Origin of the sequence: Variovorax sp. J2L1-78 (assembly GCF_030317205.1) — a bacterium.
GTDB classification, from domain to species: domain Bacteria; phylum Pseudomonadota; class Gammaproteobacteria; order Burkholderiales; family Burkholderiaceae_C; genus Variovorax; species Variovorax arabinosiphilus.
In genome coordinates this window covers 1,501,833-1,528,171 of sequence record NZ_JASZYB010000001.1, presented here as the reverse complement: position 1 = coordinate 1,528,171, position 26,339 = coordinate 1,501,833, and the positions used below count along the sequence as shown (strand labels likewise).

The 26,339-nt window shown below is 69.7% G+C and carries 26 protein-coding genes; 19 read left to right on the top strand and 7 right to left on the bottom strand.

All coding sequences use genetic code 11. The annotated features are described in order from the left end of the window. Positions 1–19: 19 nt before the first annotated feature. From QTH86_RS07335 to QTH86_RS07315, 5 genes are read right to left on the bottom strand one after another with little or no spacing between them, the layout of a single operon-like run. Complete coding sequence (locus tag QTH86_RS07335) at positions 20–526, bottom strand: murein hydrolase activator EnvC family protein (RefSeq protein WP_353505987.1); 507 nt, start codon at positions 524–526, stop codon at positions 20–22. 37 nt (positions 527–563) lie between these two features. After that, positions 564–2,357 (bottom strand): ABC transporter ATP-binding protein, encoded by a 1,794-nt coding sequence (locus QTH86_RS07330; RefSeq protein ID WP_286645332.1) that lies wholly within the window; start codon positions 2,355–2,357, stop codon positions 564–566. 19 nt (positions 2,358–2,376) lie between these two features. Then, positions 2,377–2,847: a CreA family protein gene (locus QTH86_RS07325; RefSeq protein ID WP_286645333.1), complete on the bottom strand. Its 471-nt coding sequence runs from the start codon at positions 2,845–2,847 to the stop codon at positions 2,377–2,379. Positions 2,848–2,857: 10 nt separating this feature from the next. After that, a complete protein-coding gene (locus QTH86_RS07320) occupies positions 2,858–3,412 on the bottom strand; it encodes an NUDIX hydrolase (RefSeq protein ID WP_286645334.1) in 555 nt (184 codons plus the stop codon). Between the two features lie 3 nt (positions 3,413–3,415). After that, entirely contained in the window at positions 3,416–4,117 is a 702-nt protein-coding gene (locus QTH86_RS07315) for a fumarylacetoacetate hydrolase family protein (protein ID WP_286645335.1), read from the bottom strand. 96 nt (positions 4,118–4,213) lie between these two features. On the opposite strand from QTH86_RS07315, the gene maiA reads away from it, so the two are divergent. Both maiA and pgeF read left to right on the top strand, forming a co-directional pair. Next, positions 4,214–4,864, top strand: coding sequence for a maleylacetoacetate isomerase (gene maiA / locus QTH86_RS07310; RefSeq protein WP_286646745.1), 651 nt, complete (start codon positions 4,214–4,216; stop codon positions 4,862–4,864). Further along, positions 4,864–5,601, top strand: coding sequence for a peptidoglycan editing factor PgeF (gene pgeF, locus QTH86_RS07305; protein WP_286645336.1), 738 nt, complete (start codon positions 4,864–4,866; stop codon positions 5,599–5,601). The genes maiA and pgeF overlap by 1 nt, the downstream gene beginning before the upstream one ends. Here pgeF and QTH86_RS07300 read toward each other — a convergent pair. Continuing rightward, positions 5,533–5,823: a hypothetical protein gene (locus QTH86_RS07300; RefSeq protein ID WP_286645337.1), complete on the bottom strand. Its 291-nt coding sequence runs from the start codon at positions 5,821–5,823 to the stop codon at positions 5,533–5,535. The two genes, pgeF and QTH86_RS07300, sit on opposite strands and share 69 nt — an antisense overlap. Before the next feature lie 74 nt (positions 5,824–5,897). On the opposite strand from QTH86_RS07300, the gene phaC reads away from it, so the two are divergent. The 6 genes from phaC (at position 5,898) to QTH86_RS07270 (ending at position 12,224) form a co-directional block, all read left to right on the top strand. Next, complete coding sequence (gene phaC, locus QTH86_RS07295) at positions 5,898–7,604, top strand: class I poly(R)-hydroxyalkanoic acid synthase (RefSeq protein WP_286645338.1); 1,707 nt, start codon at positions 5,898–5,900, stop codon at positions 7,602–7,604. A gap of 27 nt (positions 7,605–7,631) precedes the next feature. Beyond that, positions 7,632–8,810 carry an acetyl-CoA C-acetyltransferase gene (locus tag QTH86_RS07290; RefSeq protein ID WP_286645339.1) on the top strand — a complete coding sequence of 393 codons (1,179 nt, stop codon included), beginning with the start codon at positions 7,632–7,634 and terminating at the stop codon, positions 8,808–8,810. Then, positions 8,807–9,250 carry a putative toxin-antitoxin system toxin component, PIN family gene (locus tag QTH86_RS07285; protein ID WP_286645340.1) on the top strand — a complete coding sequence of 148 codons (444 nt, stop codon included), beginning with the start codon at positions 8,807–8,809 and terminating at the stop codon, positions 9,248–9,250. Before QTH86_RS07290 ends, QTH86_RS07285 begins: the two co-directional genes overlap by 4 nt. A gap of 94 nt (positions 9,251–9,344) precedes the next feature. Next, positions 9,345–10,418, top strand: coding sequence for an NAD/NADP-dependent octopine/nopaline dehydrogenase family protein (locus QTH86_RS07280; protein ID WP_286645341.1), 1,074 nt, complete (start codon positions 9,345–9,347; stop codon positions 10,416–10,418). After that, positions 10,405–11,415 (top strand): 3-hydroxybutyryl-CoA dehydrogenase, encoded by a 1,011-nt coding sequence (locus tag QTH86_RS07275; protein WP_286645342.1) that lies wholly within the window; start codon positions 10,405–10,407, stop codon positions 11,413–11,415. The genes QTH86_RS07280 and QTH86_RS07275 overlap by 14 nt, the downstream gene beginning before the upstream one ends. A 5-nt stretch (positions 11,416–11,420) precedes the next feature. Further along, a complete protein-coding gene (locus QTH86_RS07270) occupies positions 11,421–12,224 on the top strand; it encodes an alpha/beta fold hydrolase (protein WP_286645343.1) in 804 nt (267 codons plus the stop codon). 21 nt (positions 12,225–12,245) lie between these two features. Here the strand turns inward: QTH86_RS07270 and QTH86_RS07265 are convergent, their stop codons facing one another. Then, a complete protein-coding gene (locus QTH86_RS07265; protein ID WP_444813604.1) occupies positions 12,246–12,749 on the bottom strand; it encodes a MarR family winged helix-turn-helix transcriptional regulator in 504 nt (167 codons plus the stop codon). Between the two features lie 74 nt (positions 12,750–12,823). On the opposite strand from QTH86_RS07265, the gene QTH86_RS07260 reads away from it, so the two are divergent. The 11 genes from QTH86_RS07260 (at position 12,824) to QTH86_RS07210 (ending at position 26,329) form a co-directional block, all read left to right on the top strand. After that, a complete protein-coding gene (locus QTH86_RS07260; RefSeq protein WP_286645345.1) occupies positions 12,824–15,010 on the top strand; it encodes a thiamine pyrophosphate-dependent enzyme in 2,187 nt (728 codons plus the stop codon). Between the two features lie 35 nt (positions 15,011–15,045). Continuing rightward, entirely contained in the window at positions 15,046–16,551 is a 1,506-nt protein-coding gene (locus QTH86_RS07255) for an indolepyruvate oxidoreductase subunit beta family protein (RefSeq protein WP_286645346.1), read from the top strand. A gap of 18 nt (positions 16,552–16,569) precedes the next feature. Beyond that, on the top strand, positions 16,570–17,565 hold the full coding sequence (locus QTH86_RS07250; protein WP_286645347.1) for a PDR/VanB family oxidoreductase: 996 nt from the start codon (positions 16,570–16,572) through the stop codon (positions 17,563–17,565). 28 nt (positions 17,566–17,593) lie between these two features. Next, entirely contained in the window at positions 17,594–18,907 is a 1,314-nt protein-coding gene (locus QTH86_RS07245; protein WP_286645348.1) for an aromatic ring-hydroxylating dioxygenase subunit alpha, read from the top strand. A 115-nt stretch (positions 18,908–19,022) separates the two neighbouring features. After that, positions 19,023–19,505 (top strand): aromatic-ring-hydroxylating dioxygenase subunit beta, encoded by a 483-nt coding sequence (locus tag QTH86_RS07240; RefSeq protein ID WP_286645349.1) that lies wholly within the window; start codon positions 19,023–19,025, stop codon positions 19,503–19,505. A 10-nt stretch (positions 19,506–19,515) separates the two neighbouring features. Then, positions 19,516–21,138 carry an AMP-binding protein gene (locus tag QTH86_RS07235; protein ID WP_286645350.1) on the top strand — a complete coding sequence of 541 codons (1,623 nt, stop codon included), beginning with the start codon at positions 19,516–19,518 and terminating at the stop codon, positions 21,136–21,138. After that, complete coding sequence (locus tag QTH86_RS07230) at positions 21,138–22,313, top strand: thiolase family protein (protein WP_286645351.1); 1,176 nt, start codon at positions 21,138–21,140, stop codon at positions 22,311–22,313. The genes QTH86_RS07235 and QTH86_RS07230 overlap by 1 nt, the downstream gene beginning before the upstream one ends. Then, complete coding sequence (locus tag QTH86_RS07225) at positions 22,310–23,566, top strand: SDR family NAD(P)-dependent oxidoreductase (protein ID WP_286645352.1); 1,257 nt, start codon at positions 22,310–22,312, stop codon at positions 23,564–23,566. Before QTH86_RS07230 ends, QTH86_RS07225 begins: the two co-directional genes overlap by 4 nt. Positions 23,567–23,580: 14 nt before the next feature. Next, on the top strand, positions 23,581–24,396 hold the full coding sequence (locus tag QTH86_RS07220; protein ID WP_286645353.1) for a cyclase family protein: 816 nt from the start codon (positions 23,581–23,583) through the stop codon (positions 24,394–24,396). Next, entirely contained in the window at positions 24,393–25,118 is a 726-nt protein-coding gene (locus tag QTH86_RS07215) for an SDR family NAD(P)-dependent oxidoreductase (protein ID WP_286645354.1), read from the top strand. Before QTH86_RS07220 ends, QTH86_RS07215 begins: the two co-directional genes overlap by 4 nt. Before the next feature lie 44 nt (positions 25,119–25,162). Continuing rightward, on the top strand, positions 25,163–26,329 hold the full coding sequence (locus QTH86_RS07210) for an ABC transporter substrate-binding protein (protein ID WP_286645355.1): 1,167 nt from the start codon (positions 25,163–25,165) through the stop codon (positions 26,327–26,329). The last annotated feature ends 10 nt before the right edge of the window (positions 26,330–26,339 follow it).

Sequence of the window (26,339 nt, the reverse complement as noted above, 5' to 3'; positions counted from 1 at the left end):
GGCGCGGCGGGCCTGTGCCTCAGCGCAGCCTTCCGCTCAGGTAAGGCTCGGGGTCGACCGCGGTGCCGTCCTTGCGGATCTCGAAGTGCAGCTTCACGCGGTCGGCTTCGCTCTTGCCCATCTCGGCGATCTTCTGGCCCTGGCGGACGATCTCGTTCTCCTTCACCAGCAGCGCCTGGTTGTGCGCATAGGCGGTGATGAAGGTCTCGTTGTGCTTGACGATGAGCATGTTGCCGTAGCCGCGCAGCTGGCCGCCGGCATAGACCACGCGGCCGTCGGCCGCGGCCAGCACCGGGTCGCCGGCGCTGCCGGCGATGTCGATGCCCTTGTTGGACTTGCCGTTGAAGCGCGCCAGCGTCGTGCCGCTGGCCGGCCGGATGAACTGCGGCTTGGCCTGCGCCGCGGCGCCGGGGTTGCCGCTGCCCTTGGTCGGGCCGGTCGTGCCGCAGGCCACCAGGGCTGCGGTGGCGGCGGCCGCCAGGCCGATGCGAAAGGTCAGGGACAGGGGGTGTGTCAGTGGTGGCATGCGCGGTTTGGAATGGGTTCGACGGGCGAGGTTCCCGTCATTGGGGCTGGACCATGCGCTGCAGCAGCGGCTGGCGTGCCAGCACCGCGTTGCGCGGGCCGATGTCGAGCACGCGGCCGGCTTCCATCAACAGCACGGTGTCGAAGCGGTCCAGCAGGCTCAGCCGGTGGATGGAGGCGATCACGCAGGCCTCGGGGAAGGCCGCGGCAATGCGCTCGAGCACCCGCGCCTCGGTGCCGGCATCGAGCGCGCTGGTGGGTTCGTCCAGCAGCAGCAGCGAGCTGCCCTCGGCCGCGAGCACGCCGCGCGCGAGGCACAGCCGCTGGCGCTGGCCGCCCGAGAGGTTGAAACCGCGCTCGGACAACGGCGAGTCCAGGCTCCCGTTGTTGGCCTTGAGCACCTCGTCGAAGGCGCTGGCGTACAGCGCGGCTTCGATGCGCGCGTCGCTGCCAGGCCGGCCGAAGCTCAGGTTCTCGCGCACGCTGGCCTCGAAGACCTCGGTCTCCTGCGGGATCAGCGTGGCGATCTGCCGCAGGCGGCCCCATTCGAAGGGCTGCCCGTCGAAATGCAGCTGTCCGGCCTGCGGCGCGTAGAGGCCCGCCAGCAGCCGCAGCAGCGTGCTCTTGCCGCCGCCGCTCGGTCCGACCAGCGCGATACGCTGGCCGCGCCGCAGCGCGAGCGACACGTCGTGCAGGCCGCTGCGGACGGTCTCGCCCTCGACCGGCGCACCCTGCCGCTCGTACTGCCAGCGCACGCCCGTCACCTGCAGCTCCGACCAGCGGGTGGCCGCGTCGATGTGCTCGTGCGCCGGCACTTCTTCCGGCGGCGTGGTGAGCGCGGGGCCGGTGGGGGCGGCCCAGATCGGCGCCGCGCTGCCGTAGTCGGTGTGCATGCGCGCGAAGAACTGGAAGTTGGCCGCCATCGACGACACCACGCCCGCGGCTTGCTGCGCGTACTGGTAGATCATGAAGACCGAGCCCAGCAGCACCGCCTGCCCTGGCGTGCGCGACTGCCACACGTAGATGACGACCAGGCCCCAGGTCAGCAGCAGGCCGAGCATGTCGACCACGAACCACTTGCCTTCGTTGAGCACCACGGTGCGCTTGAGCGGCACCGAGATGGCGGCCATGCGCGCGCGCAGCAGCAGCCGCGAGGCGCCCTGCAGCCGCAGGCCGATCACGGTCGATGCATTGCCGATGAAGTCGAGCAGCGCCGCGACGTAGCGGCGGTCGGCGTCGTTCTCGGCTCGCGCCAGGCGCATGAGCGCCTTGTCGATGCGCAGGATGATCAGGCCGATCAGCAGGTAGCCCACCAGCGCGGTCGCGCCGCTGGCGCGCGAGAGCAGGGTGAGCGCCACCAGCGGCCCCACGATGCTCACCGCGTTGTTCAGCCAGATGAACTGGTTCTGCGCGAAATCCGACAGGGCGCGGCTGGCCTGGTGCACCCGGTGCTGCAGTTCACCGGAATGGTGGCCGTCGTGCCACGCCAGCGGCGCGGCGGCCAGGCGCGTGTAGAGCTGGTCGGCCAGCGATTCGCGCACCCGCACGCCGACGTTGCGCTCCAGGATGCGCCCGGGGCCGTGCAGCATCCACGACAGCAGGTAGACGCCGGTCAGCGTGGCGATCCAGCCGCCCGCGCCGGGCAGGTTGCCGCGCTGCAGCGCATTGATCGCCTGGCCGGCCAGGTAGGGCAGCGTGAGCTTGACCAGCTGCGACGCCGTGAGCAGCGCGGTTGCGCCCAGCAACTGGCCGCGCGCGCCTTCGGCGAAGCGCCAGAGCGCTGCATAGAGCTCGCGGACCGCACCTCCCGGTGCGTCGGGCGTTTCGTTCATCCGTGGCGGATCGCTTTCGTCACTTGACGGGGATGACGGTGGCGCGGTCGACCGGCACGGCCGTCACGCTGTTCTGTGGCGAGCCTTCGATCAGCCGGTCGGAATAGCTCAGGTAGATCAGCGTGTTGCGCTTGGCGTCGACCATGCGCACCACGCGCAGGCGCTTGAACATGATCGACTGGCGTTCGCTGAAGATCTCGTCGCGCTTCTTGAGCGGCTCGGTGAAGCTCAGCGGGCCGACCTGGCGGCAGGCGATCGAGGCCTCGGCCTTGTCTTCGGCCAGGCCCAGCGCACCCGACACGCCGCCGGTCTTGGCGCGCGAGACGTAGCAGGTCACGCCGTTGACCTTGGGGTCGTCGTAGGCCTCGACGACGATCTTGTGGTCGGGGCCGATCAGCTTGAAGACGGTGTCGACTTCGCCCACCTGTTCGGCCGCGGCCGCGCAGGCGGCCATGGCGCCGAGAAGGAGGAGGGCCAGACGTTGCTTCATGCCGTGGCTTTCAGACGATGTCGAGCGTGTGGACGCGGTCGAAGTTGCCGCGCTGGCGGTCCTCGAAGTAGAAGCGCAGGGTCTCGCGCACCGTGCGGAAGGCGATCTCGTCCCAGGGAATCTCTTCCTCGGTGAAGAGCTTCGCCTCGATGGTCTCGTGGCCGGGGTCGAACACGTCGTCGAGCAGGCGCGCGCGGTAGAACATGTGGACCTGGCCCACGCGCACCACGCTCATCACCGAGAACAGGCCTTCCATCTCGAAATGGGCACCGGCCTCTTCGTCGGTCTCGCGCGCCGCGCCTTGCGATGTGCTCTCGTTCAGCTCCATGAAGCCGGCCGGCAGCGTCCACTTGCCCCAGCGCGGCTCGATGTTCCGCTTGCACAGCAGCACCCGGTCGCCCAGCACGGGGATGGTGCCCACCACGTTGGTCGGGTTCTCGTAGTGGATCGTGTGGCAGGCCGGGCACACCGCCCGCTCGCGCGTGTCGCCGTCGTCCGGCACGCGGTAGACCACCGCGGTACCGCAGTTCTTGCAATGCTTGATGGGCAGGTGGACGACCGACATCGATCAGGCGATCTTGACAGTCAGCGTCGGCAGGCCGGCGATGGTGCCGACCAGCGTGTCCCCGGCCACCACCGCGCCGACGCCTTCGGGCGTGCCGGTCATGATCAGGTCGCCGGGTTGCAGTTCCCAGGCGGCCGACAGGTGCTCGATGGTTTCGCCGATGTTCCAGATCAGCTTGCTGACGGTGCTGCGCTGGCGGTCTTCGCCGTTCACCTGCAGGGCGATCTCGGCATTGGTTGCGTCGCCGGCGGCGGCCACGGGCACGATCGGGCCGATGGGCGCGCTCTGCTCGAAGCTCTTGCCGATGTCCCAGGGGCGGCCCTGCTTCTTCATCTCGTTCTGCAGGTCGCGGCGGGTCATGTCCAGGCCCACGGCGTAGCCGAAGATGTGCTTGTGCGCATCGGCCGCCTTGATGTTCTTGCCGCCGGTGCCGATCGCCACGACGAGTTCGATCTCGTGGTGCAGGTTCTTCGTGAGCGTGGGGTAGGCCATGGAGCCGGTCTGGCCGGCATCGACCACCACCACCGCATCGGCAGGCTTCATGAAGAAGAAGGGCGGCTCGCGGCCGGTAAAGCCCATTTCCTTCGCGTGATCTTCGTAGTTGCGGCCCACGCAGTAGATGCGGTGCACCGGGAAGCGGGCTGGTTGGCCGACGACGGGGAGGCTGACCACAGCCGGCGCAGGGAAAACGTACTCGGAAGCCATTGGGGATTCGTCCTGATGAATGCGGGAGAACACCAGTTTGCCAGAGCCGGCAGAGGTGCGGTGCGGGGCAGTGCTGCGGCTATGCTTGCGGCCATGATGAAGCTGCACAACTACTTCCGCTCGTCCGCCTCCTTCCGCGTGCGCATCGCGCTCAACATCAAGGGCCTGGCCTACGACTACGTGCCGGTGCACATCGCGCGCGGCGAGCACCACCAGCCGCCGTTCTCGGCCATTGCGCCCGAGCAGCTGGTGCCGCTGCTGGAAGAAGACGAGTCGTCCGGCGGCGAGCGCATCTCGCAGTCGATGGCCATCATCGAGTACCTCGACGAGGTCAACCCCGAGCCACCGCTGCTGCCGCACGACCCGGTGGGCCGGGCGCGCGTGCGGGCGCTGTCGCAGATCATCGCGTGCGAGATCCACCCGATCAACAACCTGCGCGTGCTGAAGTACCTCGTGAAGGAACTCAAGCTCGACGAGGCCGCCAAGAACACCTGGTACCGCCACTGGGTGCGCGAGGGCCTGGAGGCCTTCGAACGCCAGCTGGCCGAGCAGCCCGCCGGCATCTACTGCTACGGCAACACGCTGACCATGGCCGACTGCTGCCTGGTGCCGCAGATCTTCAACGCCCAGCGCTTCGACTGCGACCTGAGCGGCCTGCCGCGCACCATGGCGGCCTACGAGGCGGCCATGCAGACCGACACCGTGCAGCGCGCCCAGCCCGCGCGCTGCCCCGACGCGGAATCCTGATGCACGACTGGCTCGTGCCCGACTGGCCGGCGCCTGCGGGCGTTCGCGCGGTGTGCACCACACGGGCGGGCGGGGTGTCGCCAGGCGCGTTCGGTGGACTGAACCTCGGCGGGCATGTTGGTGACGACCCGGCGTTCGTCGCTGCCAACCGCGCGCAGTTGCAGGCGGCGATCGGCGTACGGCCGGTGTTCCTGCAGCAGGTGCATGGCACCGACGTGCTGCCCATCGATGCGGCAACGCCCGATGGCGCCGTGTCGGATGCCTGCACCACGGTCGACGCCGGGGTCGCCTGCACGATCATGGTCGCCGACTGCCTGCCGGTGCTGTTCACCGACCGCGACGGCCGGCGGGTCGCCGCGGCCCATGCCGGCTGGCGCGGGCTGGCGGCCGGCGTGCTGGAGCGTACGGCGGCCGCCTTCGGCGACACGCGGCCGATGGCCTGGCTCGGCCCCTGCATCGGGCCGACGGCTTTCGAGGTGGGCGACGAGGTCCAGGCGGCGTTCCTGGCGCAGTCCGCCGACGCCGCGGCCTGTTTCCGGCCCGGCCCGGCGCCGGGCAAGTGGTGGGCCGACCTGCCGGCGCTGGCGCGTCAGCGGCTGCGCGCCGTGGGTGTCGAGGCCATGTACGGCAACGACGGCAGCGACGCCTGGTGCACCGTACGCAACCCGTTACGTTTTTTCTCGCACCGGCGCGATGGTGTCAGCGGGCGTTTGGCCGCGGCCATCTGGCGCGGCTGACGCGGCAGCGCGGCGTGCCGCTTCCTGTACAGCCGCCTCGCGTTCCTTCAACACACGCCGGCGCGCCGGCGTGTTCAACAGGTAAACCACCAATGCGAGCGGCAGCACGCCGTAGAGTAGAAAGGTGAAGATCGCACCCAGCACGGTGCCGGTCGAGTTGGTGGCTTCGGCCACGGCCATCATCAGGGTGACGTAGAGCCAGGCGATGATGACGATGTACATGGTCGGTTTGCGGGGGGCGGTGAATGCAGCATACTCAAAAGCAGAATCGACCCGGCGAGGAATCAGGAGACTTCATGAAGCAACAGGCCCCGTTCGCAGACGCCTTCGGTCCGTTTCAGCAGGCGCTGACGCAGGGTTGGCAGAAGGCCGTCGATTCCTTGCCGCCGATGGGTGTCGCCGGCGCCGCGCCCGCGATGCCGCGCCTCGCGTTCGCGCCGGACAAGCTCAAGGCCATCCAGGAGCAGTACGTCGCCGAAGCCGGCGAACTCTGGCGCCAGGGCTTTGCCGCCACACCGGCTGGCGACCGGCGCTTTTCGAATGAGGCGTGGACCCACAACCCCCTGTCGGCCTTCGCCGCCGCGGTGTATCTGCTCAACGCGCGCACGCTGCTCGGCATGGCCGATGCGGTCGATGCCGACGCCAAGACCCGCGCGCGGCTGCGTTTCGCCATCGAGCAGTGGCTGGCGGCCTCGTCGCCCAGCAACTCGCTCGCCTTCAATGCCGAAGCCCAGCGCAAGGCGCTGGAGACGCAGGGCGAGAGCATTGCCAAGGGCATCCAGAACCTGGTGCACGACGTCCGCCAGGGCCACCTGAGCATGACCGACGAGAGCGCCTTCGAGGTGGGCCGCAATGTCGCGACCACCGAAGGCGCGGTGGTGTTCGAGAACGAACTGTTCCAGCTGCTCGAATACAAGCCGCTGTCCGCCAAGGTGTACGAGCGGCCCTTCCTGCTGGTGCCGCCGTGCATCAACAAGTTCTACATCCTCGACCTGCAGCCCGAAAATTCGCTGATCCGCTATGCGGTGGAGCAGGGCCACCGGGTGTTCGTGGTGAGCTGGCGCAACCCCGACGAGTCGATGCGCGAATTCACCTGGGACCGCTACATCGAGGACGCGGCCATCAAGGCCATCCATGTGGTGCAGGAGATCGGTGGCCAGGGCAAGGACGGCAAGATCAACGCGCTGGGCTTCTGCGTGGGCGGCACCATCCTGGGCACCGCGCTGGCCGTGCTGGCCGCACGCGGCGAGACGCCGGCCGCTTCGGTCACGCTGCTGACCACGCTGCTCGACTTTTCCGACACCGGCATCCTCGACATCTTCATCGACGAGGCGATGGTGCAGTTCCGCGAGATGCAGATGGGCAAGGGCGGCCTGCTGCCGGGCATGGACCTGGCGTCGACCTTCAGCTTCCTGCGGCCGAACGATCTGGTCTGGAACTACGTGGTCGGCAACTACCTCAAGGGCGAGACGCCGCCGCCCTTCGACCTGCTCTACTGGAACTGCGACGCCACCAACCTGCCGGGTCCGTTCTACGCCTGGTACCTGCGCAACACCTACCTCGAAAACAAGCTGGCGGTGCCGAACGCGCTGACGGTGTGCGGCGAGAAGATCGATCTGGGTCGCATCGACATCCCGGCCTACATCTACGGTTCGCGCGAGGACCACATCGTGCCGATCGGCGGTGCCTATGCTTCGACCCAGTTGCTGGGTGGCAAGAAGCGCTTCGTGATGGGCGCGTCGGGCCACATCGCCGGCGTGATCAACCCGCCTGCGAAGAAGAAGCGCAGCCACTGGATCCGCGCCGACGGCAAGCTGCCGGCCACGCACGCCGAATGGCTGGCCGGTGCCGTCGAGCATCCGGGCAGCTGGTGGACCGACTGGTCGCAATGGCTCAAGCCGCTCGCCGGCAAGCAGATCGCCGCACCCAAGGCGTATGGCAAGGGGCGCGCCTACCAGGCGAGCGAGCCCGCGCCGGGCCGTTACGTCAAAGCCAAAGCCTGATTTTTTACACACCGAACGGAGAACTCCATGGAAGACATCGTCATCGTTTCCGCCACGCGCACGGCCGTCGGCAAGTTCGGCGGCTCGCTTGCCGGCATTCCCGCCACCGAGCTCGGCGCCCTCGTGATCAAGGAAGCGCTGGCGCGCGCCAAGCTCTCGCCCGAGCAGATCGGCGAAGCCATCATGGGCCAGGTGCTGGCCGCGGGCGCCGGCCAGAACCCGGCCCGCCAGGCCTGGCTCAAGAGCGGCGGCGTGAAGGAAACGCCGGCACTCACCATCAACGCCGTGTGCGGCTCGGGCCTGAAGGCCGTGATGCTGGCCGCGCAGGCCATCGCCACCGGCGACAGCGAGATCGTCGTGGCCGGCGGCCAGGAAAGCATGAGCCTGGCACCGCACGTGCTGCCCAACTCGCGCAACGGCCAGCGCATGGGCGACTGGAAGCTGGTCGACACCATGATCGTCGACGGCCTGTGGGACGTGTACAACCAGTACCACATGGGCATCACGGCCGAGAACGTGGCCAAGAAGTACGAGATCAGCCGCGACGCGCAGGACGAACTCGCGCTGGGCAGCCAGACCAAGGCGGCCGCCGCGCAGGATGCCGGCAAGTTCAAGGACGAGATCACCGCCGTCACCATCCCGCAGAAGAAGGGCGACCCGGTCGTCTTCGACAAGGACGAGTTCATCAACCGCAAGTCCACCGCCGAAGGCCTGGCCGCGCTGCGCCCCGCCTTCGACAAGGCCGGCGGCGTGACGGCCGGCAATGCCTCGGGCCTGAACGACGGTGCGGCCGCCGTGGTCGTGATGTCGGCCAAGAAGGCGGCGGCCCTCGGCCTCACGCCGCTGGGCCGCATCGCCAGCTACGCCACCGCCGGCCTCGACCCGGCCATCATGGGCATGGGCCCGGTGCCGGCATCGACCAAGGCGCTGCAGCGCGCCGGCTGGAAGGCCGCCGACCTCGACCTGCTGGAGATCAACGAAGCCTTCGCCGCCCAGGCCTGCGCCGTGAACCGCGAGATGGGCTGGGACGTGAGCAAGGTCAACGTGAACGGCGGCGCCATCGCCATCGGTCACCCGATCGGCGCGTCGGGCTGCCGCATCCTGGTGACGCTGCTGCACGAGATGCAGCGCCGCGACGCCAAGAAGGGCATCGCCTCGCTGTGCATCGGCGGCGGCATGGGCGTGGCGCTGACCATCGAGCGTTGAGCGCGAGCGCCGGGGCGCCCGCGGCCCCCATCGTCATCGACACCAACATCGTCCTCGACCTGCTGGTGTTCGACGACCCCCGCTGGGCGCCGCTGCGGGCGGCGCTCGCGGCCGGCGAGCTGCGCTGGCTCGCGACCGCCGCCATGCGCGACGAACTGCTGCGCGTGCTGGGCTATCCGCTGATCGCGCGGCGCCTGCAGAAAGACGCACGGCAGGCCGATGCGGTGATGGCCGCCTTCGATGCGCAGGTGCACACTGTGGCGGACGTGCCGGTGCGCGCGCGTTTCGTCTGCAAGGACCCGGACGACCAGATCTTCATCGACCTCGCCGTGGCGCAGGCCGCGCGCCTGTTGAGCAAGGACCAGGCGGTGCTATCGATGCGCAAGCGGCTGGCGACGCTGGGGGTCGAGGTCACTCCGATCTTCCCGGCCGCCGCCTGAACCGTTGACACATAAACATTTGAAAAGTAATGTACTGACGCCGGGCCGTCGGTAGCGCCGACGTCCTCCTTTCCTCGTCAAGGAGTGCGTGTACATGAAGATTGCCGTCCTGGGCGGTGGCCATGGCTGTTATGCCGCGGCTGCCGATCTCTCCGAAGCCGGTCACGAGGTCCGGTTGTGGCGCCGCGATGCGGCGGCGCTGTCCGCGGTGCAAGCGGCAGGCTCGATCCGCCTGAAGGATGCCGACGGTGCGCGCGACGTGCCGATCGCGCTCGCCACTGCCGACATCGGTGTCGCGCTGCGCGAGGCCGAACTCATCGTGGTGCCGTCGCCGGCCGTCGCCCAGGCCGACATCGCGCGTGCCATGGCGCCGCATCTCGTCGATGGCCAGGTGGTGTTCCTGCCGCCCGGCACCTTCGGCAGCGTCGTCATGGCCGGCCTCGTGCGCGAGGCCGGCAGCCGTGCCGACGTGGCCTGGGCCGAGACCGGCACGTTGCCCTACCTGGCGCGCAAGCACGGCGAGCGCGAGGTGAACCTCACCATCCGCGCGCTGCGGCTGCCCACCGGGGTCTATCCGGCGCGTCAGGCCGACGCCGCCATCGCGGTGATCCGCCAGGCCTACCCCAGCGTGCATGGCTGCGGCGACGCGCTGTCGGGTGCGCTGATGAATGCCGGCCCGATCATCCATCCGCCGCTGATGGTGATGAACGCGGCGCCGTTGCAGCATTTCGAGCGCTGGGACATCCACAACGAAGGCACCCAGCCCGCGGTGCGCGCCGTCACCGACCAGCTCGACCAGGAGCGCATCGCGGTGCGCGAGGCCTTCGGTTACGGCGGCCCGCACTATCCGCTGCGCGACCACTACGACAACGATCGCTGGATGTACGGCGATGCCCACAAGAAGTTGGTGAAGTCGGGCGACTGGCGCGAGCACATCGACCTGCACACCCACCGCTACATCACGGAAGACACGGTGCTGGGCCTGGCCTTCCTCGCCTCGGCGGCGCGCCATGCCGGTGTGGACGCACCGATCGCGCACGGCCTGCTGGCCATCGTCGGCGGCTTCCTCGGGCGCGACTTGCGCCAGGGGCCGCGCAGCTTCGAGGCGCTCGGCCTGGCCGGGCTCGCACCGGAGGCGCTCCGGGCGCGGCTGCATGACGGCGCCTGAGCCCGTGACGCCGCCGCGCTTCGCCGCCGTGGGCGCCGGCCGCATGGGCCGCGGCATCGCGATCGCCTTCGCCTATGCCGGCTACCGCGTGGCACTGATCGACCTGCGCGAGCGCACCCCCGAGGCCTGGCGCAGGCTGCACGACGAGGCGCGCGCCGAGATCGCGGGCAGCCTGGCCGGCCTGGCACGGCTCGGCGTGGTCGACGCGGCACAGGTGGATGCGATCGCCGCGCGGGTGGAGCTGTTCGACGCCGGCGGCGCCGCTGCGGCGCTCGCCGGTGCGGAGCTGGTCTTCGAAGGCGTGCCGGAAACCCTGGCGGCCAAGCGTGAGGCCTTCGCCCGCATCAACGCGCACTGCCGCCCCGACGCCATCCTCACCTCGACCACCAGCAGCATCCTGGTCACGCAGATCGCCGAATTCGTCGAACGGCCGGAGCGCTTCCTGAACATCCACTGGCTCAACCCGGCCTACCTGATCCCGGTCGTGGAACTGAGTCACCATGCGGGCACGGACCCGGCGGTGCTGGCGCGCGCGAAGGCGCTGATGGAATCGATCGGCAAGCTGCCGGTGGTCTGCGGCCCGACCCCCGGCTACATCGTGCCGCGGCTGCAGGCGCTGGTGATGAACGAGGCGGCCCGGATGATCGAGGAGGGCGCGGCCACGGCCGAGGAGATCGACAAGGCCACGCGCTTCGGCCTCGGCCTGCGCTTCGCGGCGCTCGGCGTGGTGGAGTTCATCGACTTCGGCGGCGCGGACATCCTGCACCACGCCAGCCGCGAGATGTCGGCATCGATCGATGCGCAGCGCTACCGCGCGCCGGCCATCCTCGGCCGGATGATGGACGAGGGCCGGCTGGGGCTGAAGACGGGCAGCGGCTTCTACGACTACGCCGGGCGCGACGTCGGCGCCTACCGGGCCGACGTGCTGCTGCGCACCCTCGGCATGCTCCGTCATGCGGGGCTGTGGCAGCCGCCGGCCGAGCGCACCCGGGACTGAGCCCGATGCCGCCCATCCGCCGCGCCTTCGCGGACCTCTCCGTCGGCCAGGTGCACTACGCGCACTGTGGCGATGTCGATCGTCCCGCGGTGCTGCTGCTGCACCAGACGCCGCGCAGCTGGGCCGAGTACCGCGCGGTGCTGCCGCTGCTGGGCCTGCGCTACCGCGCGATCGCGATGGACACGGTCGGCTTCGGCGACTCCTGCGCGCCGCCTTGGCCGCCGAGCATCGAGGCCTGGGCCGCGGTGGCGGTGGAGCTGCTCGATGCGCTGGGCATCGCACGCGCGCATGTCGTCGGGCATCACACCGGCGGCGTGATCGCCGTGGAACTCGCCGCCGCGCATGCGGCGCGCGTCGGGCGGCTGGTGCTCTCGTCGACGCCCTTCACCGACGAAGCCTTCCGGCGTTCGCGGGCCGACCGGCCGCCGATCGACGAGGTGGCGCCCAGCGAGGACGGCACCCACCTGGCCGCGTTGTGGCAGAAGCGCCAGGGCTTCTACCCGGCGCAGCGGCCGGACCTGCTGGAGGCCTTCGTGGCCGATGCGCTCAAGATCTCCGGATCGCTCGAGGGGGGACACCGTGCGGTGGCGCAGTACCGCATGGAGGATCGCATCGCTCAGGTGCACCAGCCCACGCTCGTGCTGCGCGCGCCGTCCGACCCCTTCGCATCGCCGCATGCGGCTGAACTGGCGGCCCACCTCGCCGATGCGCGCATCGTCGACATCGAAGGCGGCATGGTGCCGCTGCCGGATCAGCTGCCCGAGGCCTTCGCACAGGCAGTGCTCGACTTCCTCGACGCCGCGCCCTGAGCGGCACCGGCGCCGGGCCGCTCAGTCGTCGTCGTCCGTCACCTCGGGCGCTGCGCTCTCGTGCAGTTCGATCATGCGGCGCAGCGTGGTCTTCAGCGCCTCGGCACTCTTCAGGCCGAAGGGCTCGAGCACGCGCCGCTCGTGCTCGGTCGCCAGTTCCATCAGATGCTTCACGGTGCGCTCGCCATCGTCGGTGATGCGCACCAGCGTGATGCGGCGGTCACTGTCATGGGGCAGGCGCTCGACATGGCCGGCGGCGGCCATGCGGTCGAGCATGCGCGTGACGGTCGGCTGCTTCATCACCGCGACCTGCGCCAGCCGGCCGATGCTGAGCGCCTGGCCGCCCGCCAGGGTCGCCATCACACGCCACTCCGACACCGAAAAACCGTGCTCCCGCGCGACCTTGTGGAACTCCGAGGAGATCAGGTGGCTGGCCTGCGCCAGCAGCGCCGGGAGGTAGTTTTCGACGAAGCGCCGCGGCGCGGGCTGGGCGGGCACGGTGCTTGCTCGTCTAGGGTTATTCATGATTGTGGATAGATTCACATCTAAAGAATATACGCCCATCGCGCTTCTCGGCGCGCGGGCTTGCAAGGAGCATCATGGCTGAACGTTCGTTTGTCGAAGAGGTCAAGAAGCTGCGGCTCGGCGCTGGCGAGGTCTTCAGCGGCGAAGGCATCCTGGCCGTGACCAAGGCGCTGCTCGAGTCGGGCGTGGCCTATGTCGCGGGCTACCAGGGCGCGCCGATCTCGCACCTGATGGACGTGCTGGCCGACGCGCAGGACATCCTCGCCGAGCAGGGCATCCGTTTCGAGAACAGCGCCAGCGAAGCGACCGCGGCCGCCACGCTGGCCGCCTCGGTCAACTACCCGCTGCGCGGCGCCGTGACCTTCAAGGCGACGGTCGGCACCAATGTGGCGTCCGACGCGCTGGCCAACCTGGCCTCCGGCGGCGTCACCGGCGGCGCGCTGGTGATCGTGGGCGAGGACTACGGCGAAGGCTCCTCGATCATGCAGGAGCGCAGCCATGCCTTCGCGATGAAGTCGCAGATCTGGATGCTCGACCCGCGGCCCAACCTGCCGTCGATCGTCGAGGCGGTGAAGCAGGGCTTCGAGTTGTCCGAGGCGAGCCACACGCCGGTCATGCTGCAACTGCGCATCCGCGCCTGCCATGTGCACGGGCAGTTCATCGCCTCCGACAACCGCGCACCGTCGTTCACCCTGAAGCAGGCGCTCGAGCAGCCGCAGCGCGACGTGGGGCGCATCGTGCTGCCGCCGGCGAGCTTCGTGCATGAACAGGAGAAGGTGAACGACCGCTGGCCCGCCGCGGTGCGCTTCATCGAGGAGCGCGGCCTCAACGAGTTCTTCGCGGAGGACGCCGGCGATCTCGGCATCATCGTGCAGGGCGGCAGCTACAACACGCTGATGCGCGCGCTCGAGCGCGTCGGCCTCGCCGACGTCTACGGCAACTCGCAGGTGCCGCTCTACGTGATGAACGTCGCCTACCCGGTGATCGACAGCGAGGTGGTGCGCTTCTGCCGCGGCAAGCGCGCGGTGCTGTTGGTGGAAGAGGGCCAGCCCAACTTCATCGAGCAGAACGTCGCCACGATGCTGCGGCAGGCCGGCTGCGACACCGCGCTGCACGGCAAGGACCTTTTACCGGTGGCCGGCGAGTACACCGCGGCCGTGCTGCTGAAGGCCGCACGCGCCTTCTTCGAGCGCTACGAGCGCATCGCGCCGGTGCCGGTCGTGCCCGTCGCACGCAAGGTGATCCCGCTGACGGCGGTGGCGTCGATCGGTGTGGACCAGGCGCCGGAGCCCGCGCTCGCCCCGATCGACGACACGGTGCATGCCCGGCCGCCGGGCTTCTGCACCGGCTGCCCGGAGCGGCCGATCTTCAGCGCCATCAAGCTGGTCGAGCGCGAACTCGGCACGCACCACATCAGCGCCGACATCGGCTGCCACCTGTTCTCCATCCTGCCGCCGTTCAACCTCGGCAACACCACCATGGGCTACGGGCTGGGCGCGGCCGGTGCGGCGGCGCTCAACGTACCGGCCGGCAAGCGCGCCATCTCGGTGATGGGCGACGGCGGCTTCTGGCACAACGGCTTGACGAGCGGCATCGCCAACGCGGTGTTCAACCGCAGCGACAACCTCACCATCGTGGTCGACAACAACTACACGTCGGCGACGGGCGGCCAGGACATCCTGTCCTCGACCGCGCACAACCCCACGCGCAGCACCGGCCACGAGATCGAGCAGGCGGTGCGCGGCGTCGGCGTGAAGTGGGTCAAGACGATCCGCCGCACCTACGACGTGGCTGGCATGCGGCGGCTGCTGCGCGAGGCGCTCACGACCGGCGAGAAGGGCCCGAAGGTGCTGATCGCGCAGTCCGAATGCATGCTCAACAAGCAGCGTCGCGAGAAGCCGCTGGTGCGCAAGGCGGTCGCCGCGGGCAAGCGCGTGGTGCGCGAGAAGTTCGGTGTCGACCCCGACACCTGCACCGGCGACCACTCCTGCATCCGCCTGTCGGGCTGCCCGTCGCTCTCCATCAAGGCGAACCCCGACCCGCTGCGCACCGACCCGGTGGCGCATGTGCTCGACAGCTGCGTGGGCTGCGGCAACTGCGGCGACGTCTCGCATGCGGCGGTGCTCTGCCCGTCGTTCTACAAGGCGCAGATTGTGAGCAACCCGAGCTGGTGGGACCGCACCCGTGACCGGGTCGGCGGCGCCGTGGTTGGCTGGCTGCAGCGCGCCGAAGCCCGGCGGCGCGACCGATACGCCTTCTGACGCCTGCAGACAAGAACTCCAGAACAACGCCCACGATGAACCCGGCACAACCTATCAAGATCGCGATCCTCGCCATGGGCGGCGAGGGCGGCGGCGTGCTCGCCGACTGGATCGTCGACCTCGGCGAACACTGCGGCTACATCGCGCAGACCACCTCGGTGCCCGGCGTCGCGCAGCGCACCGGCGCGACCATCTACTACGTCGAACTGTTCCCCGAAGCCCGAGCCCGGGCCGACGGCGGACGTCCGGTGCTGGCGCTGATGCCGCTGCCGGGCGACGTGGATGTCGTGCTGGCCTCGGAACTGATGGAGACGGGCCGTGCGGTGCAGCGCGGCCTCGTCACCGCCGACCGGACCACGCTGATCGGCTCCACCCACCGCGTGTACTCGATCGCCGAGAAGTCGGCGATGGGCGATGGCCGGGTCGACAGCGCCCAGCTCGAACGCCAGGCCGACCGCGCCGCCAAGCGCTACATCCGCTTCGACATGGCCGAGGCAGCGGAGCGGGCCGGCAGCGTGATCAGCGCGGTGCTCTTCGGTGCGCTCGCGGGCGCCGGCGTGCTGCCGTTCAGCCGGGCCCAGTTCGAAGCCACGGTCGAACGTGGCGGCGTCGGCGTGAAGCCCAGCCTGAAGGCCTTCGGTGCCGCCTTCGACCGCGCGCAGAACGGCGATGCGCCACCGACCACCGATGCCGCCACCGCCGTCGCAGCGCCGCCGCAGCCGCACCATGCGGCGGTGCGGGCGCTCGTCGAGCGGGTGCAGCAGCGCTTCCCCGTCGGGTCGCAGGCGCTGCTGCTCGAAGGCGTCCGCCGGCAGATCGACTACCAGGACATCGCCTATGCCGCGACCTATCTCGACCGGCTCGCGCCGTTCTACGAACGCACGACCGATGACGGCATCCGCCTGGCCGACGCCGTTGCCCGGCACCTCGCGCTCTGGATGTCCTACGAGGACACCGCCCGCGTCGCCGCGCTGAAGACCCGCGCCACCCGCTTCGACCGGGTGCGCGAGGAATCGCGGGTGCAGCCCGGCCAGGTGATGGCGATCCACGAGTACATGCACCCGCGGCTGCAAGAAATCTGCGAGACGCTGCCGGGCGGCATCGGCCCCTGGCTGGCCGGCTCCGGCCTGCCGCGCCGCCTGGTCGAGCGGCTGACGCGCGAGGGTCGGGTGGTGCGCACCAGTTCGCTGGGCGGCTACCTGCTGCTGCGGGCGGTGGCGAGCGCACGTCGCTGGCGCCGCTCCACGGTCCGCTTCGCGCAGGAGAACGCGCTGATCGAAGGCTGGCTGGCGCGCATCGCGCGAGCCGCCACGCTCAACCCGCAACTGGCCGCCGAGATCGCGGAATGCCAGCGGCTGGTCAAGGGCTACAGCGACACGCACGAGCGTGGCCTGCGCAACTACACGCTGGTGATGGACGCCGCGGAACGCGCCGGTCCCCAACTGGCACCTGCCACCCTGCGCGAGCTGCGCGACGCCGCCCTGGCCGACGAGCACGGCGACCGGCTGCGCGCCGCACTCGCGCGCCATGCGCTCGCCTGAGTTCGAGGAATGCCGCCCATGTCGCATCCCGCCACCGCCCAGCTCACCGTCCGCGTCGAAGAGGCGGCCCTGCTCAATCCGCTGATCCGCCAGTTCCGCCTGGTGGCCGCCGACGGCGCGCCGCTGCCCGGCTTCGAGCCCGGCGCGCATGTGCGGGTGCAGGTGACGCTGCCCGACGGCCGCATCGACTGGCGCCACTATTCGCTGATCGACACCGACGGCCGACCCGCCACGACCGCGGCGCCCGCGGCCTACCGCATCGCCGTGCGCCGCGAGGCTGATGGCCGCGGCGGCTCGCGCTTCATGCACGAGCAGCTGCAGCCCGGCGCGCTGCTGCAGATCGAGGCGCCGAAGAACGACTTCCCGCTGGACGCACCCGGCGGCGCCACCGTGCTGGTGGCCGGCGGCATCGGCGTGACGCCGCTCATCGCGATGGCGGCGCGCCGCGTGGCCGAGGGCGCGCCCGTGCACATGCACTACGCGGGCCGCAGCCGCGCGCTGATGGCCTATCTGCCGGAGTTGAGCGAGCTGCTGGGCGAACGCTTGTCGGTGCATGCCGACGACGAGGCCGGCCGGCCCTTCGACGTCGCGGCGCTGCTCGACGCCTGCGGTGCCGAGGACCACCTCTACATCTGCGGCCCGAAGGTGATGCTCGACGCGGTGCTGGCGGCCACCCAGGCGCGCGGCTGGCCGACCGGGCGGGTGCATTTCGAACTTTTCACCGAGCCGGTGGTGGAAGAGGGCGACCGGCCCTTCGAGGTCGAACTGGCGCAGTCGGGCCAGCGTTTCACCGTGGCGGCCGACCAGAGCCTGCTCGACTGCCTGATCGAGAACGGCTGCGACCCGATGTTCGACTGCAAGCGCGGCGAATGCGGGGTCTGTGCCGTGCCGGTGATCGACGGTGAGATCGACCACCGCGACTACGTGCTGAGTGCCCGCGAGAAGGCCGAGGGCAACGTGATGCAGATCTGCATCTCGCGCGCCAAGGGCGCCCGCCTGGTGCTCGACCTCTGACGCGCCGGAACGAACGAGGACCCCCACGATGACGACCTACCGAGGCAACCCCGACGCCGTCCGCGCCCTGGTGCAGCCCGACCGCGTGCACCGCGACCTGTACATCAGCCAGGAACTGTTCGAACTCGAACAGGAGCACTTCTTCGCCAACACCTGGAACTACGCCGGCCACGACAGCCAGCTGCCCGAGCCCGGCGACTACATCCGGGTGGAGATCGCCGGCCGGCCGCTGATCGTGGTGCGCCACACCGACCGCTCGGTGCGGGTGCTGATGAACCGCTGCGCCCACAAGGGCTCGCAGCTGGTGAACGCGCCGTGCGGCAACACCGGCAAGTTCTTTCGCTGCCCCTACCACGCCTGGACCTTCCGCACCGACGGCTCGCTGCTGGCGATCCCGCTGAAGAATGGCTACGAGGGCACGCAGCTGCACGAATGCGAATCCGCCAAGGGCCTGGTCGCCGTGAAGAACGTGCGGCTGTACCGCGGCTTCATCTTCGTGAAGATCAACGACGTGGGGCCGGACTTCGAGAGCTACTTCGGCGACTCGCTCAGCTCGATCGACAACATGGCCGATCGCTCCCCGGAGGGCGAGCTCGAGATCGCCGGCGGCTGCCTGCGCTTCATGCACCAATGCAACTGGAAGATGTTCGTCGAGAACCTGAACGACACCATGCATCCGATGGTGGCGCACGAATCGTCCGCCGGCACCGCCAAGGCGATGTGGGCCGGCCAGCCGGCCGACGCGCCCAAGCCGATGGCCATCGAGCAGTTCGTGCCCTTCATGTCCGACTACAAGTTCTTCGAGGACATGGGCGTGCGCACGTACGACAACGGCCACAGCTTCACCGGCGTGCACTTCAGCATCCACAGCAAGTACAAGCCGATCCCCGCCTACGACGACGCCATGAAGGCGCGCTACGGCGAGGAGAAGACGGCGCAGATCCTCGGCATGGCGCGGCACAACACCGTGTACTACCCGAACCTGACGATCAAGGGCGCGATCCAGTCGATCCGCGTGGCGCGACCGATCGCGGCCGACCGCACGCTGGTCGAGAGCTGGACCTTCCGCCTCAAGGGCGCGCCCGACGAGCTGCTGCAGCGGACCACCATGTACAACCGCCTCATCAACTCCCCCTTCTCGGTGGTGGGCCACGACGACCTGCAGGCCTACCGCGGCATGCAGGCCGGCCTGCATGCCAGCGGCAACGACTGGGTCAGCCTGCACCGCAACCACGATGCGGCCGAGGTCCGCGGCGGCGAGATCACCACCGTGGGCACCAGCGAGCTGCCCATGCGCAACCAATACCGCGCCTGGAGCCGCTACATGACGGAGACGATGTGAAAACATTGCTCGCCCCCAAGCTTCGCGCACTTCGTGTCGCTTCGCCAACCCCCTACCGGGGGCAACACCAGCGGCCTGGCGGAGCCAGTTCCGCGGTGTTCCTGGAAGAAATCCCATGGCCCCAATGAACCACCAGGCGCTGATCGACTTCGTGGTGCGCGAGGCGCGCCTGCTCGACGAACGTGCGTACGACGCCTGGAACGCGCTCTTCACCGACGACGCCTTCTACTGGATCCCGCTGGTGCCCGACCAGGCGGACGGCATCCACCACACCTCGCACCTGTACGAGGACAAGCTGCTGCGCGACCTGCGCATCGAGCGGCTCAAGAGTCCGCGGGCCTTCTCGCAGCAGCCGCCCAGCCGCTGCCACCACCTGCTGCAGATGCCCACCGTCGAAGTCTATGAACCGTCGGCCAACCGCTACGTGCTGCGCACCGAATTCCACTACACCGAGTCGCAGGGCGACGAGCTGCAGTTCTACGTCGGCACCTGCTTCCACCACCTCACCGTGGTCGACGGTGCGTTGCGCATGACGCTCAAGCGGGTCAACCTGCTCAATTGCGACGCGGCCTTGCCCGCTGTGCAGCTCTTCCTCTGAGCACCGCCCGATGCACACCGTCCACGACGCCTTCGCCACCACCGCGGCCCGCACGCCGAGGGCCGACTTCCTGTTCACCGAAGCCGTGACCGCTGCGGCCTACGGCACCGCGCCGGGCGCCATCGCATGGGGTGCGGCAGCGGCCGAGGTCGAACGCCTGCGCGCCGCCTACGCGGCGGCCGGCTACGGCCACGGCCACCGCGTGGCGCTGCTGCTGGAGAACCGGCCGGCCTTCCTTTTTCACTGGTTCGCGCTGAATGCGTTGGGTGCCAGCGTGGTGCCGGTGAATGCCGACATGCGATCGGCCGAACTGAGCTACCTGATCGGCCACAGCGAGGTCGTCTTGGCGGTGACGTTGCCCGAGCGGGCCGCCGACCTGCGCAGCGCCGCCGCGCAGGCCGGCGTGGCCACCTTCGCCACCATGGCGCCCGACGGTGCGGTGCCGCCCGCCGCGACCGCGCCGCCGCGTGTCGGCGAGCCGGTGGGCGCGAGCACCGAGTGCGCCTTGCTCTACACCTCGGGCACCACGGGGCGGCCCAAGGGCTGCATCCTGTCGAACACCTACTTCCTGAACGCCGGCCGCTGGTACGCCGCGCTCGACGGCGTGTGCAGCATCCGGCCCGACACCGAGCGCGTCATGACGCCGCTGCCGCTGACGCACATGAACGCGATGGCCTGCTCGACCATGGTGGTGCTGGTCGCCGGCGGCTGCCTGGTGCAGCTCGACCGCTTCCACCCGCGCAGCTGGCTGCAGAGCGCGCGCGAAAGCGGCGCGACGGTGGTGCACTACCTCGGCGTGATACCGGCAATGCTGCTGGCCGCGCCGCCGTCGCCGGCGGACCGTGACCATGCCATCCGCTGGGCCTTCGGCGCGGGCGTCGATCCCAAGCACCACGCCGCCTTCGAGGAGCGCTTCGGCTTCCCGCTGGTGGAGGCCTGGGCCATGACCGAGACCGGCGTGGCCGCCTGCATCATGGCCAACCGCGAACCCCGCCTGGTCGGCCGCGCCTGCTTCGGCCGTCAGCCCGACTTTGTCGAGGTGCGGCTGGTCGACGATGCCGGCCAGCCCAGTGCCACCGACGCGCCGGGCGAACTGTGGGTGCGCTCGGCCGGCGGCGATCCGCAGCGTGCCTTCTTCTCCGGCTACCTGAAGGACGAGGCGGCCACCGCCGAAGCCTGGGCCGACGGCTGGTTCCACACGGGCGACCTGGTGCGCCGGGATGCCGAAGGCAACTTCTTCTTCGTCGACCGCAAGAAGAACGTCATCCGCCGCAGTGGCGAGAACATCTCGGCCGTCGAGGTCGAGAGCGTGCTGAACCAGCACCCCGCGGTGAAGGCCTCCGCCGTCGCCGCCACGCCCGACGCGGTGCGCGGCGACGAGGTGCTCGCCTGCATCGTGCTCAAGGAGCCGGCCGACCTGCAGCGCCAGGCGCCGCTCGCGGCCGACATCGTGGCGCACGCGCTGGCCCAGCTTGCCTACTACAAGGCGCCGGGCTATGTCGCCTTCGTCGATGCTTTGCCGCTCACCCCGTCGCAGAAGATCCAGCGCGGCGAGCTGCGCGTGCTCGCGCAGGCCCTGCCGACGCAACCGCACTGCGTCGACACGCGTGCCATGAAGAAGAGGCAGGCGTGATGGCCCCATCGAAACGCAGTTCCTACGACGGCGTGGCGGTGGCCGTGCCCATCACCGTGCCTTACGTGCGCTACGCCACCGAGGGCGCGCACTGGTTCATCGGCCGGGCGCTCGACGCGCTGGTGCGCGGCGCCGGCGTCGCGAAGGAAGACATCGACGGCCTGTCGCTCAGCAGCTTCTCGCTCGCGCCCGACACGGCCGTGGGCGTGACGCAGCACCTGGGCCTGTCGCCGCGCTGGCTCGACCATGTGCCGACCGGCGGCGCATCGGGCGTGATGTGCCTGCGGCGCGCCGCGCGCGCGGTGCAGGCGGGCGATGCCGACATCGTCGCCTGCATCGGTGCCGACACCAACCACGTCGACTCCTTCCGTCAGACACTCGGTAGCTTCAGCAACTTCGCCCGCGACGCCAGCTATCCGTACGGCTCCGGCGGCCCGAACTCGATCTTCGCGATGATCACCGCGAACTACATGCGCCAGTACGGCGCGACGCGCGAGGACTTCGGCCGCATCTGCGTCGACCAGCGCACCAATGCGCTGGGCAACCCGAACGCCATGTTCAAGAAGGCGCTCACGCTCGACGAGTACATGGCCGCGCGCCCGATCTCCGACCCGATCCACCTGTTCGATTGCGTCATGCCCTGCGCCGGCGCCGATGCCTTCCTGGTGATGAGCGAGGCGCGCGCCCGCGACCTCGGCCTGGCGCACGTCGTGGTGCGCGGCGCCATCGAGCGCCACAACGCCTTCTCTGACGACCCAGTGATGGTGCGCGGCGGCTGGCTGCAGGACCGCGACGACCTCTATGCGCAGGCCGGCGTCGGCCCCGCTGCGCTTGACTTCGTCCAGACCTACGACGACTACCCGGTGATCGTGATGATGCAGTTCGAGGACCTCGGCTTCTGCGACAAGGGCGAGGGCCCGGCCTTCGTGCAGTCGCACACCATGGCCTTCGACGGCAGCTTCCCCAACAACACCAGCGGCGGGCAACTGTCGGCAGGGCAGGCGGGCGCGGCGGGTGGTTTCCTCGGCATGGTCGAGGCGATCCGGCAACTCACCGACCAGGCCGGCCCGCGCGCCGTGCCGGACGCGCAACTGGGCCTCGTTGCCGGCTTCGGCATGGTGACCTACGACCGCTGCCTGTGCACGGGCGCCGTCATTCTGGGAAGGCCGTCATGACGATGCCGATGATGCGTCCCCCGCGCAAGAACCCGGTGCTGCGCACCCGGCAGATGAACCTGCCGCCTGGCGCGCGCGGCCGCGTGGCGCTCGGCCTCACGGCCGCCGCGGCCGAGGGCCGCTTCGAGCTCCAGACCTGCGACGCGTGCGGCACGGTGCAGTACCCGCCGCGCGAGGTCTGCCACCGTTGCCTCTCGACCGCGCTGCGCTGGCGCGTGCAGGGCGGCGAGGGCGAACTGCTCGGCAGCACCACGCTGCATCACAGCAACGACCTGTTCTTTCGCGAGCGGCTGCCCTGGCGGCTCGGCCTGGTACGGCTCGACGCCGGCCCCACGCTCATGGTCCACCTGCACGGCGAGGTCGGCGAGGCGCCGCAGCGCGTGCGCGTGGGCGCCCATCTCGATCGCGCGGGCCAGGCCGTGCTCATCGGTTTCCCGAAGGAAGGAAGTGCCCATATGGCCGACGACAAGATGCTGCGCGAGATGACCAGCGACCCCAAGTTCCGCAAGGTGCTGGTGACGGACGGCAAGACCGAGACCGGCCAGGCCCTGGTGCGCGCGCTGGTCAAGGCCGGGGCCGACCTCGTCTGGGTCGGCCACGCCGAGCCGTGGAAGAAGATGGGCGACGGCCTGGACGACATCTCCGCGCTGCCGCAGGTGACGCTGGTCCCGCTGGACCTGACCAACGGGCGGCAGGTGACCGAACTGGCGGGCTCCATCGGCGGCAAGGTCGACATCGTGATCAACAACGCCGAGGTGCATCGCACCTTCGGCATCGGCGCGCGACGCGGCACCGACGTGGCCAAGGCCGAGATGGACGTCAACTACTTCGGCCTGCTGCGCCTGGCGCAGGAGTTCGGCCCGGCGCTCAAGGGCCGTTCGGCCGACGGCCCCGCGGGCGCCACGGCCTGGGTCAACCTGCTGTCGATCTACGCGCTCGCGAACTTCCCGCCGCACGGCACCTTCAGCGCGTCGAAGGCAGCAGCGCATTCGCTCGCGCAGTGCCTGCGCGCCGAGATGCGCCCGGCGGGCATCCGCGTGGTGAACGTGTTCCCCGGCCCGATCGACGACGACTGGAACCAGCACACGCCGCCGCCCAAGCTCGCACCCGCCACGTTGGCCAACGCCATCGTCAAGGCCCTGCGCGACGGCGTGGAAGACATCTATCCGGGCGACGTGGCACAGGAATGGCTGGCGCGCTGGCGCGACAACCCCAAGGTGCTGGAACGCGAACTCGCCAACGGCGGCAGCTGAGAGCAGGAGCCCACATGACGACCCCCACGACCGAACTGATGTCCACCGCCGGAATCCTCGGCGGCCTCGTGAGCGCGATGACCAGCGGCCGCATCCGCGTGATCGACCTCACCCAGACGCTCACGCCCGACTTCCCGCAGATCGCGCTGCCGCCGGAGATGGGCCAGTGCTGGCCCTTCCGCATCGAGGAGGTTTCGAAGTACGACGAGCGCGGGCCGGCCTGGTACTGGAACAACTTCTCCTGCGGCGAGCACACCGGCACCCACTTCGATGCGCCGATCCACTGGATCTCCGGGCGCGACCTGCCGAACAATTCGGTCGACACCATCCCGCCGCAGAACTTCGTGGCCGCGGCCTGCGTGATCGACTGTTCGCCGCAGGTGAAGGACGACCCCGACTACCTGCTCACGCTGGCAGACATCGAGGACTGGGAGGCGCGGCACGGCCGCATCCCGAAGGGTGCCTGGGTGCTGATGCGCACCGACTGGTCCAAGCGCGAGGACCCCGAGGCCTACCAGAACTACGACGAGACCGGGCAGCACACGCCGGGGCCGAGCGCCGAGGCGGTGCGCTTCCTGGTCGAGCAGCGCGACGTGCTGGGCTTCGGCTCCGAGGCCATCGGCACTGATGCCGGGCAGGGCTACCACCTGCGCCCGCCGTACCCGTGCCACTATTACATGCACGGGGCAGGGCGCTACGGCCTGCAGTGCCTGTGCAACCTCGACCTGCTGCCCGAGGCCGGCGCGGTGCTGATCTGCCCGCCGCTGAAGATCGAGAAGGGCAGCGGCAGCCCGTTGCGTGTGCTCGCGCTGGTGGAGCAGCGGTCATGAGCGCACGCAAGGTGGCGGCCGTCACCGGCGGCAGCGCCGGCATCGGCAAGGCGATCTGCCAGGACCTGCTCGACAAGGGCTACCAGGTGATCTCGCTGGCACGGCGCGCGAGCGACATCGCGCACCCGCGCATGCACAGCATCGAGGTCGACCTGATGGACCGTGCCGCCACCGCGGCCGCCGCACGGCAGCTCGCGCACCAGTTCGAGGTCACGACGCTGGTGCACAACGCCGGCGTCATCCGCCCGGCGCCGATCGCCGAGGTGAAGCTCGAGGACCTCGATGCCCTGGTCGACCTGCACCTGGGCTGCGCGGTGCAGCTCGTGCAGGCGGTGCTGCCCGCGATGCGCGACCAGCGCTTCGGCCGCATCGTGCTGATGTCGTCCCGCGCGGCCGTCGGCGCGCAGTCGCGCACCAGCTACTCCGCGACCAAGGCCGGCATGCTGGGCATGGCGCGCACCTGGGCGCTGGAACTCGCCCCCGAGGGCATCACCGTCAACGTGGTGGCGCCGGGACCGGTGCGCACGGACATGTTCTACGACATCGTGCAGGCCGGCGAGCGGGAGCGCGCGCTGGCTGCGTCGATACCGGTGCGGCGATTGGGCGAGGCGGACGACGTCGCGCGCGCCGTCGGTTTCTTCGCCGATGCGGCCAACAGCTTCGTCACCGGCCAGGTGCTCTACGTCTGCGGCGGCACCAGCGTCGGGAGCCTCACGCTGTGAGCGCGCTCGCCTCCATCTCTCTCATCACCCACGGAAGGATCGCCATGAACGTCTCGTCACGCCAATTCCTGCGCACCGGCATCGCGCTCGCGCTCGGCACGCTCACGTCGCTCGCGGCGACGAGTGCGCTGGCGGCCGATCTCAAGGTCGGCTTCATCACCTCGCTGTCCGGCCCGGTGTCCTCGCTGGGCATCCCCTACGAGAAGGGCATGAAGGCGGCGGTGGCCTATCGCTCCGAGGTCGACGGGCGCAAGGTGCAGCTGGTGCAGCTGGACGATGCCTCCGACCCGTCGACGGCGGCGCGCAATGCGCGCAAGCTGATCGACGAGGAGAAGGTCGACGTGATCATCGGCACCGCGGGCTCGCCCGGGGCGCTGGCGATCGCCGCCGTGGCCCGCGAGACGAAGACGCCGCTGATCTCCATCGCCAATGCGAACCTGCCGGGCGAGGAGGGCGCCTGGATGGTGACCCTGCCGCAGCCGGCGCCGCTGATGGTCAGCGCGGTGGTCGAGCGCATGAAGAAGTCGGGCGTGAAGACGGTCGGCTACATCGGCTTTTCCGACGCCTGGGGCGACCTGGTCTACGACGCGCTGCAGAAGAGCGCCGAGCCTGCCGGCATCAAGGTGGTGAGCAACGAACGCTATGCGCGTGCCGATGCCTCGGTCACCGGCCAGGTGCTGAAGATCGTGGCGCTCCGGCCCGATGCGGTCATCACCGGCACCTCCGGCACGCCCGGCGCGCTGCCGTACCTGGCGCTCGCCGAGCGTGGCTACAAGGGCCAGATCTATGGCATGCATGCGTTGATCAACCCCGACTTCGTGCGGGTCGGCGGCACCGCGGTCGAAGGCCTGCTCGCCCCCACCGGCCCGGTGATCGTCGCCGAGCAGCTGCCCGACTCGAACCCGATCCGCAAGGTGTCGATGGACTTCCGCGCGGCCTACCAGAAAGCCAACGGTGCGGCACCCACGGATGCCTTCTCGGCCTATTCCTTCGATGCCTGGCTGCTGTTCCTGGACGCCGCGTCGCGCGCCAAGGGCGAGCCCGGCACGCCGGCCTACCGGGTCGCGCTGCGCGACGCGATCGTCAGCACCAAGGAGCTGGTCGGCACGCACAGCGTCTACAACTTCAAGCCCACCGACCGCTACGGCTCGGACGAACGCTCGCGCGTGATCGTCAAGCTGGAAAAGGGCCAGTGGAAGCTGGTGCCCTGAACGAATTCCT

Coding starts and splice junctions, on each gene's coding strand:
- QTH86_RS07335 (WP_353505987.1), bottom strand. CDS start 526: ATGCCACCACTGACACACCCCCTGTCCCTGACCTTTCGCATCGGCCTG.
- QTH86_RS07330 (WP_286645332.1), bottom strand. CDS start 2,357: ATGAACGAAACGCCCGACGCACCGGGAGGTGCGGTCCGCGAGCTCTAT.
- QTH86_RS07325 (WP_286645333.1), bottom strand. CDS start 2,847: ATGAAGCAACGTCTGGCCCTCCTCCTTCTCGGCGCCATGGCCGCCTGC.
- QTH86_RS07320 (WP_286645334.1), bottom strand. CDS start 3,412: ATGTCGGTCGTCCACCTGCCCATCAAGCATTGCAAGAACTGCGGTACC.
- QTH86_RS07315 (WP_286645335.1), bottom strand. CDS start 4,117: ATGGCTTCCGAGTACGTTTTCCCTGCGCCGGCTGTGGTCAGCCTCCCC.
- maiA (WP_286646745.1), top strand. CDS start 4,214: ATGAAGCTGCACAACTACTTCCGCTCGTCCGCCTCCTTCCGCGTGCGC.
- pgeF (WP_286645336.1), top strand. CDS start 4,864: ATGCACGACTGGCTCGTGCCCGACTGGCCGGCGCCTGCGGGCGTTCGC.
- QTH86_RS07300 (WP_286645337.1), bottom strand. CDS start 5,823: ATGTACATCGTCATCATCGCCTGGCTCTACGTCACCCTGATGATGGCC.
- phaC (WP_286645338.1), top strand. CDS start 5,898: ATGAAGCAACAGGCCCCGTTCGCAGACGCCTTCGGTCCGTTTCAGCAG.
- QTH86_RS07290 (WP_286645339.1), top strand. CDS start 7,632: ATGGAAGACATCGTCATCGTTTCCGCCACGCGCACGGCCGTCGGCAAG.
- QTH86_RS07280 (WP_286645341.1), top strand. CDS start 9,345: ATGAAGATTGCCGTCCTGGGCGGTGGCCATGGCTGTTATGCCGCGGCT.
- QTH86_RS07275 (WP_286645342.1), top strand. CDS start 10,405: ATGACGGCGCCTGAGCCCGTGACGCCGCCGCGCTTCGCCGCCGTGGGC.
- QTH86_RS07270 (WP_286645343.1), top strand. CDS start 11,421: ATGCCGCCCATCCGCCGCGCCTTCGCGGACCTCTCCGTCGGCCAGGTG.
- QTH86_RS07265 (WP_444813604.1), bottom strand. CDS start 12,749: ATGAATAACCCTAGACGAGCAAGCACCGTGCCCGCCCAGCCCGCGCCG.
- QTH86_RS07260 (WP_286645345.1), top strand. CDS start 12,824: ATGGCTGAACGTTCGTTTGTCGAAGAGGTCAAGAAGCTGCGGCTCGGC.
- QTH86_RS07255 (WP_286645346.1), top strand. CDS start 15,046: ATGAACCCGGCACAACCTATCAAGATCGCGATCCTCGCCATGGGCGGC.
- QTH86_RS07250 (WP_286645347.1), top strand. CDS start 16,570: ATGTCGCATCCCGCCACCGCCCAGCTCACCGTCCGCGTCGAAGAGGCG.
- QTH86_RS07245 (WP_286645348.1), top strand. CDS start 17,594: ATGACGACCTACCGAGGCAACCCCGACGCCGTCCGCGCCCTGGTGCAG.
- QTH86_RS07240 (WP_286645349.1), top strand. CDS start 19,023: ATGGCCCCAATGAACCACCAGGCGCTGATCGACTTCGTGGTGCGCGAG.
- QTH86_RS07235 (WP_286645350.1), top strand. CDS start 19,516: ATGCACACCGTCCACGACGCCTTCGCCACCACCGCGGCCCGCACGCCG.
- QTH86_RS07230 (WP_286645351.1), top strand. CDS start 21,138: ATGGCCCCATCGAAACGCAGTTCCTACGACGGCGTGGCGGTGGCCGTG.
- QTH86_RS07225 (WP_286645352.1), top strand. CDS start 22,310: ATGACGATGCCGATGATGCGTCCCCCGCGCAAGAACCCGGTGCTGCGC.
- QTH86_RS07220 (WP_286645353.1), top strand. CDS start 23,581: ATGACGACCCCCACGACCGAACTGATGTCCACCGCCGGAATCCTCGGC.
- QTH86_RS07215 (WP_286645354.1), top strand. CDS start 24,393: ATGAGCGCACGCAAGGTGGCGGCCGTCACCGGCGGCAGCGCCGGCATC.
- QTH86_RS07210 (WP_286645355.1), top strand. CDS start 25,163: ATGAACGTCTCGTCACGCCAATTCCTGCGCACCGGCATCGCGCTCGCG.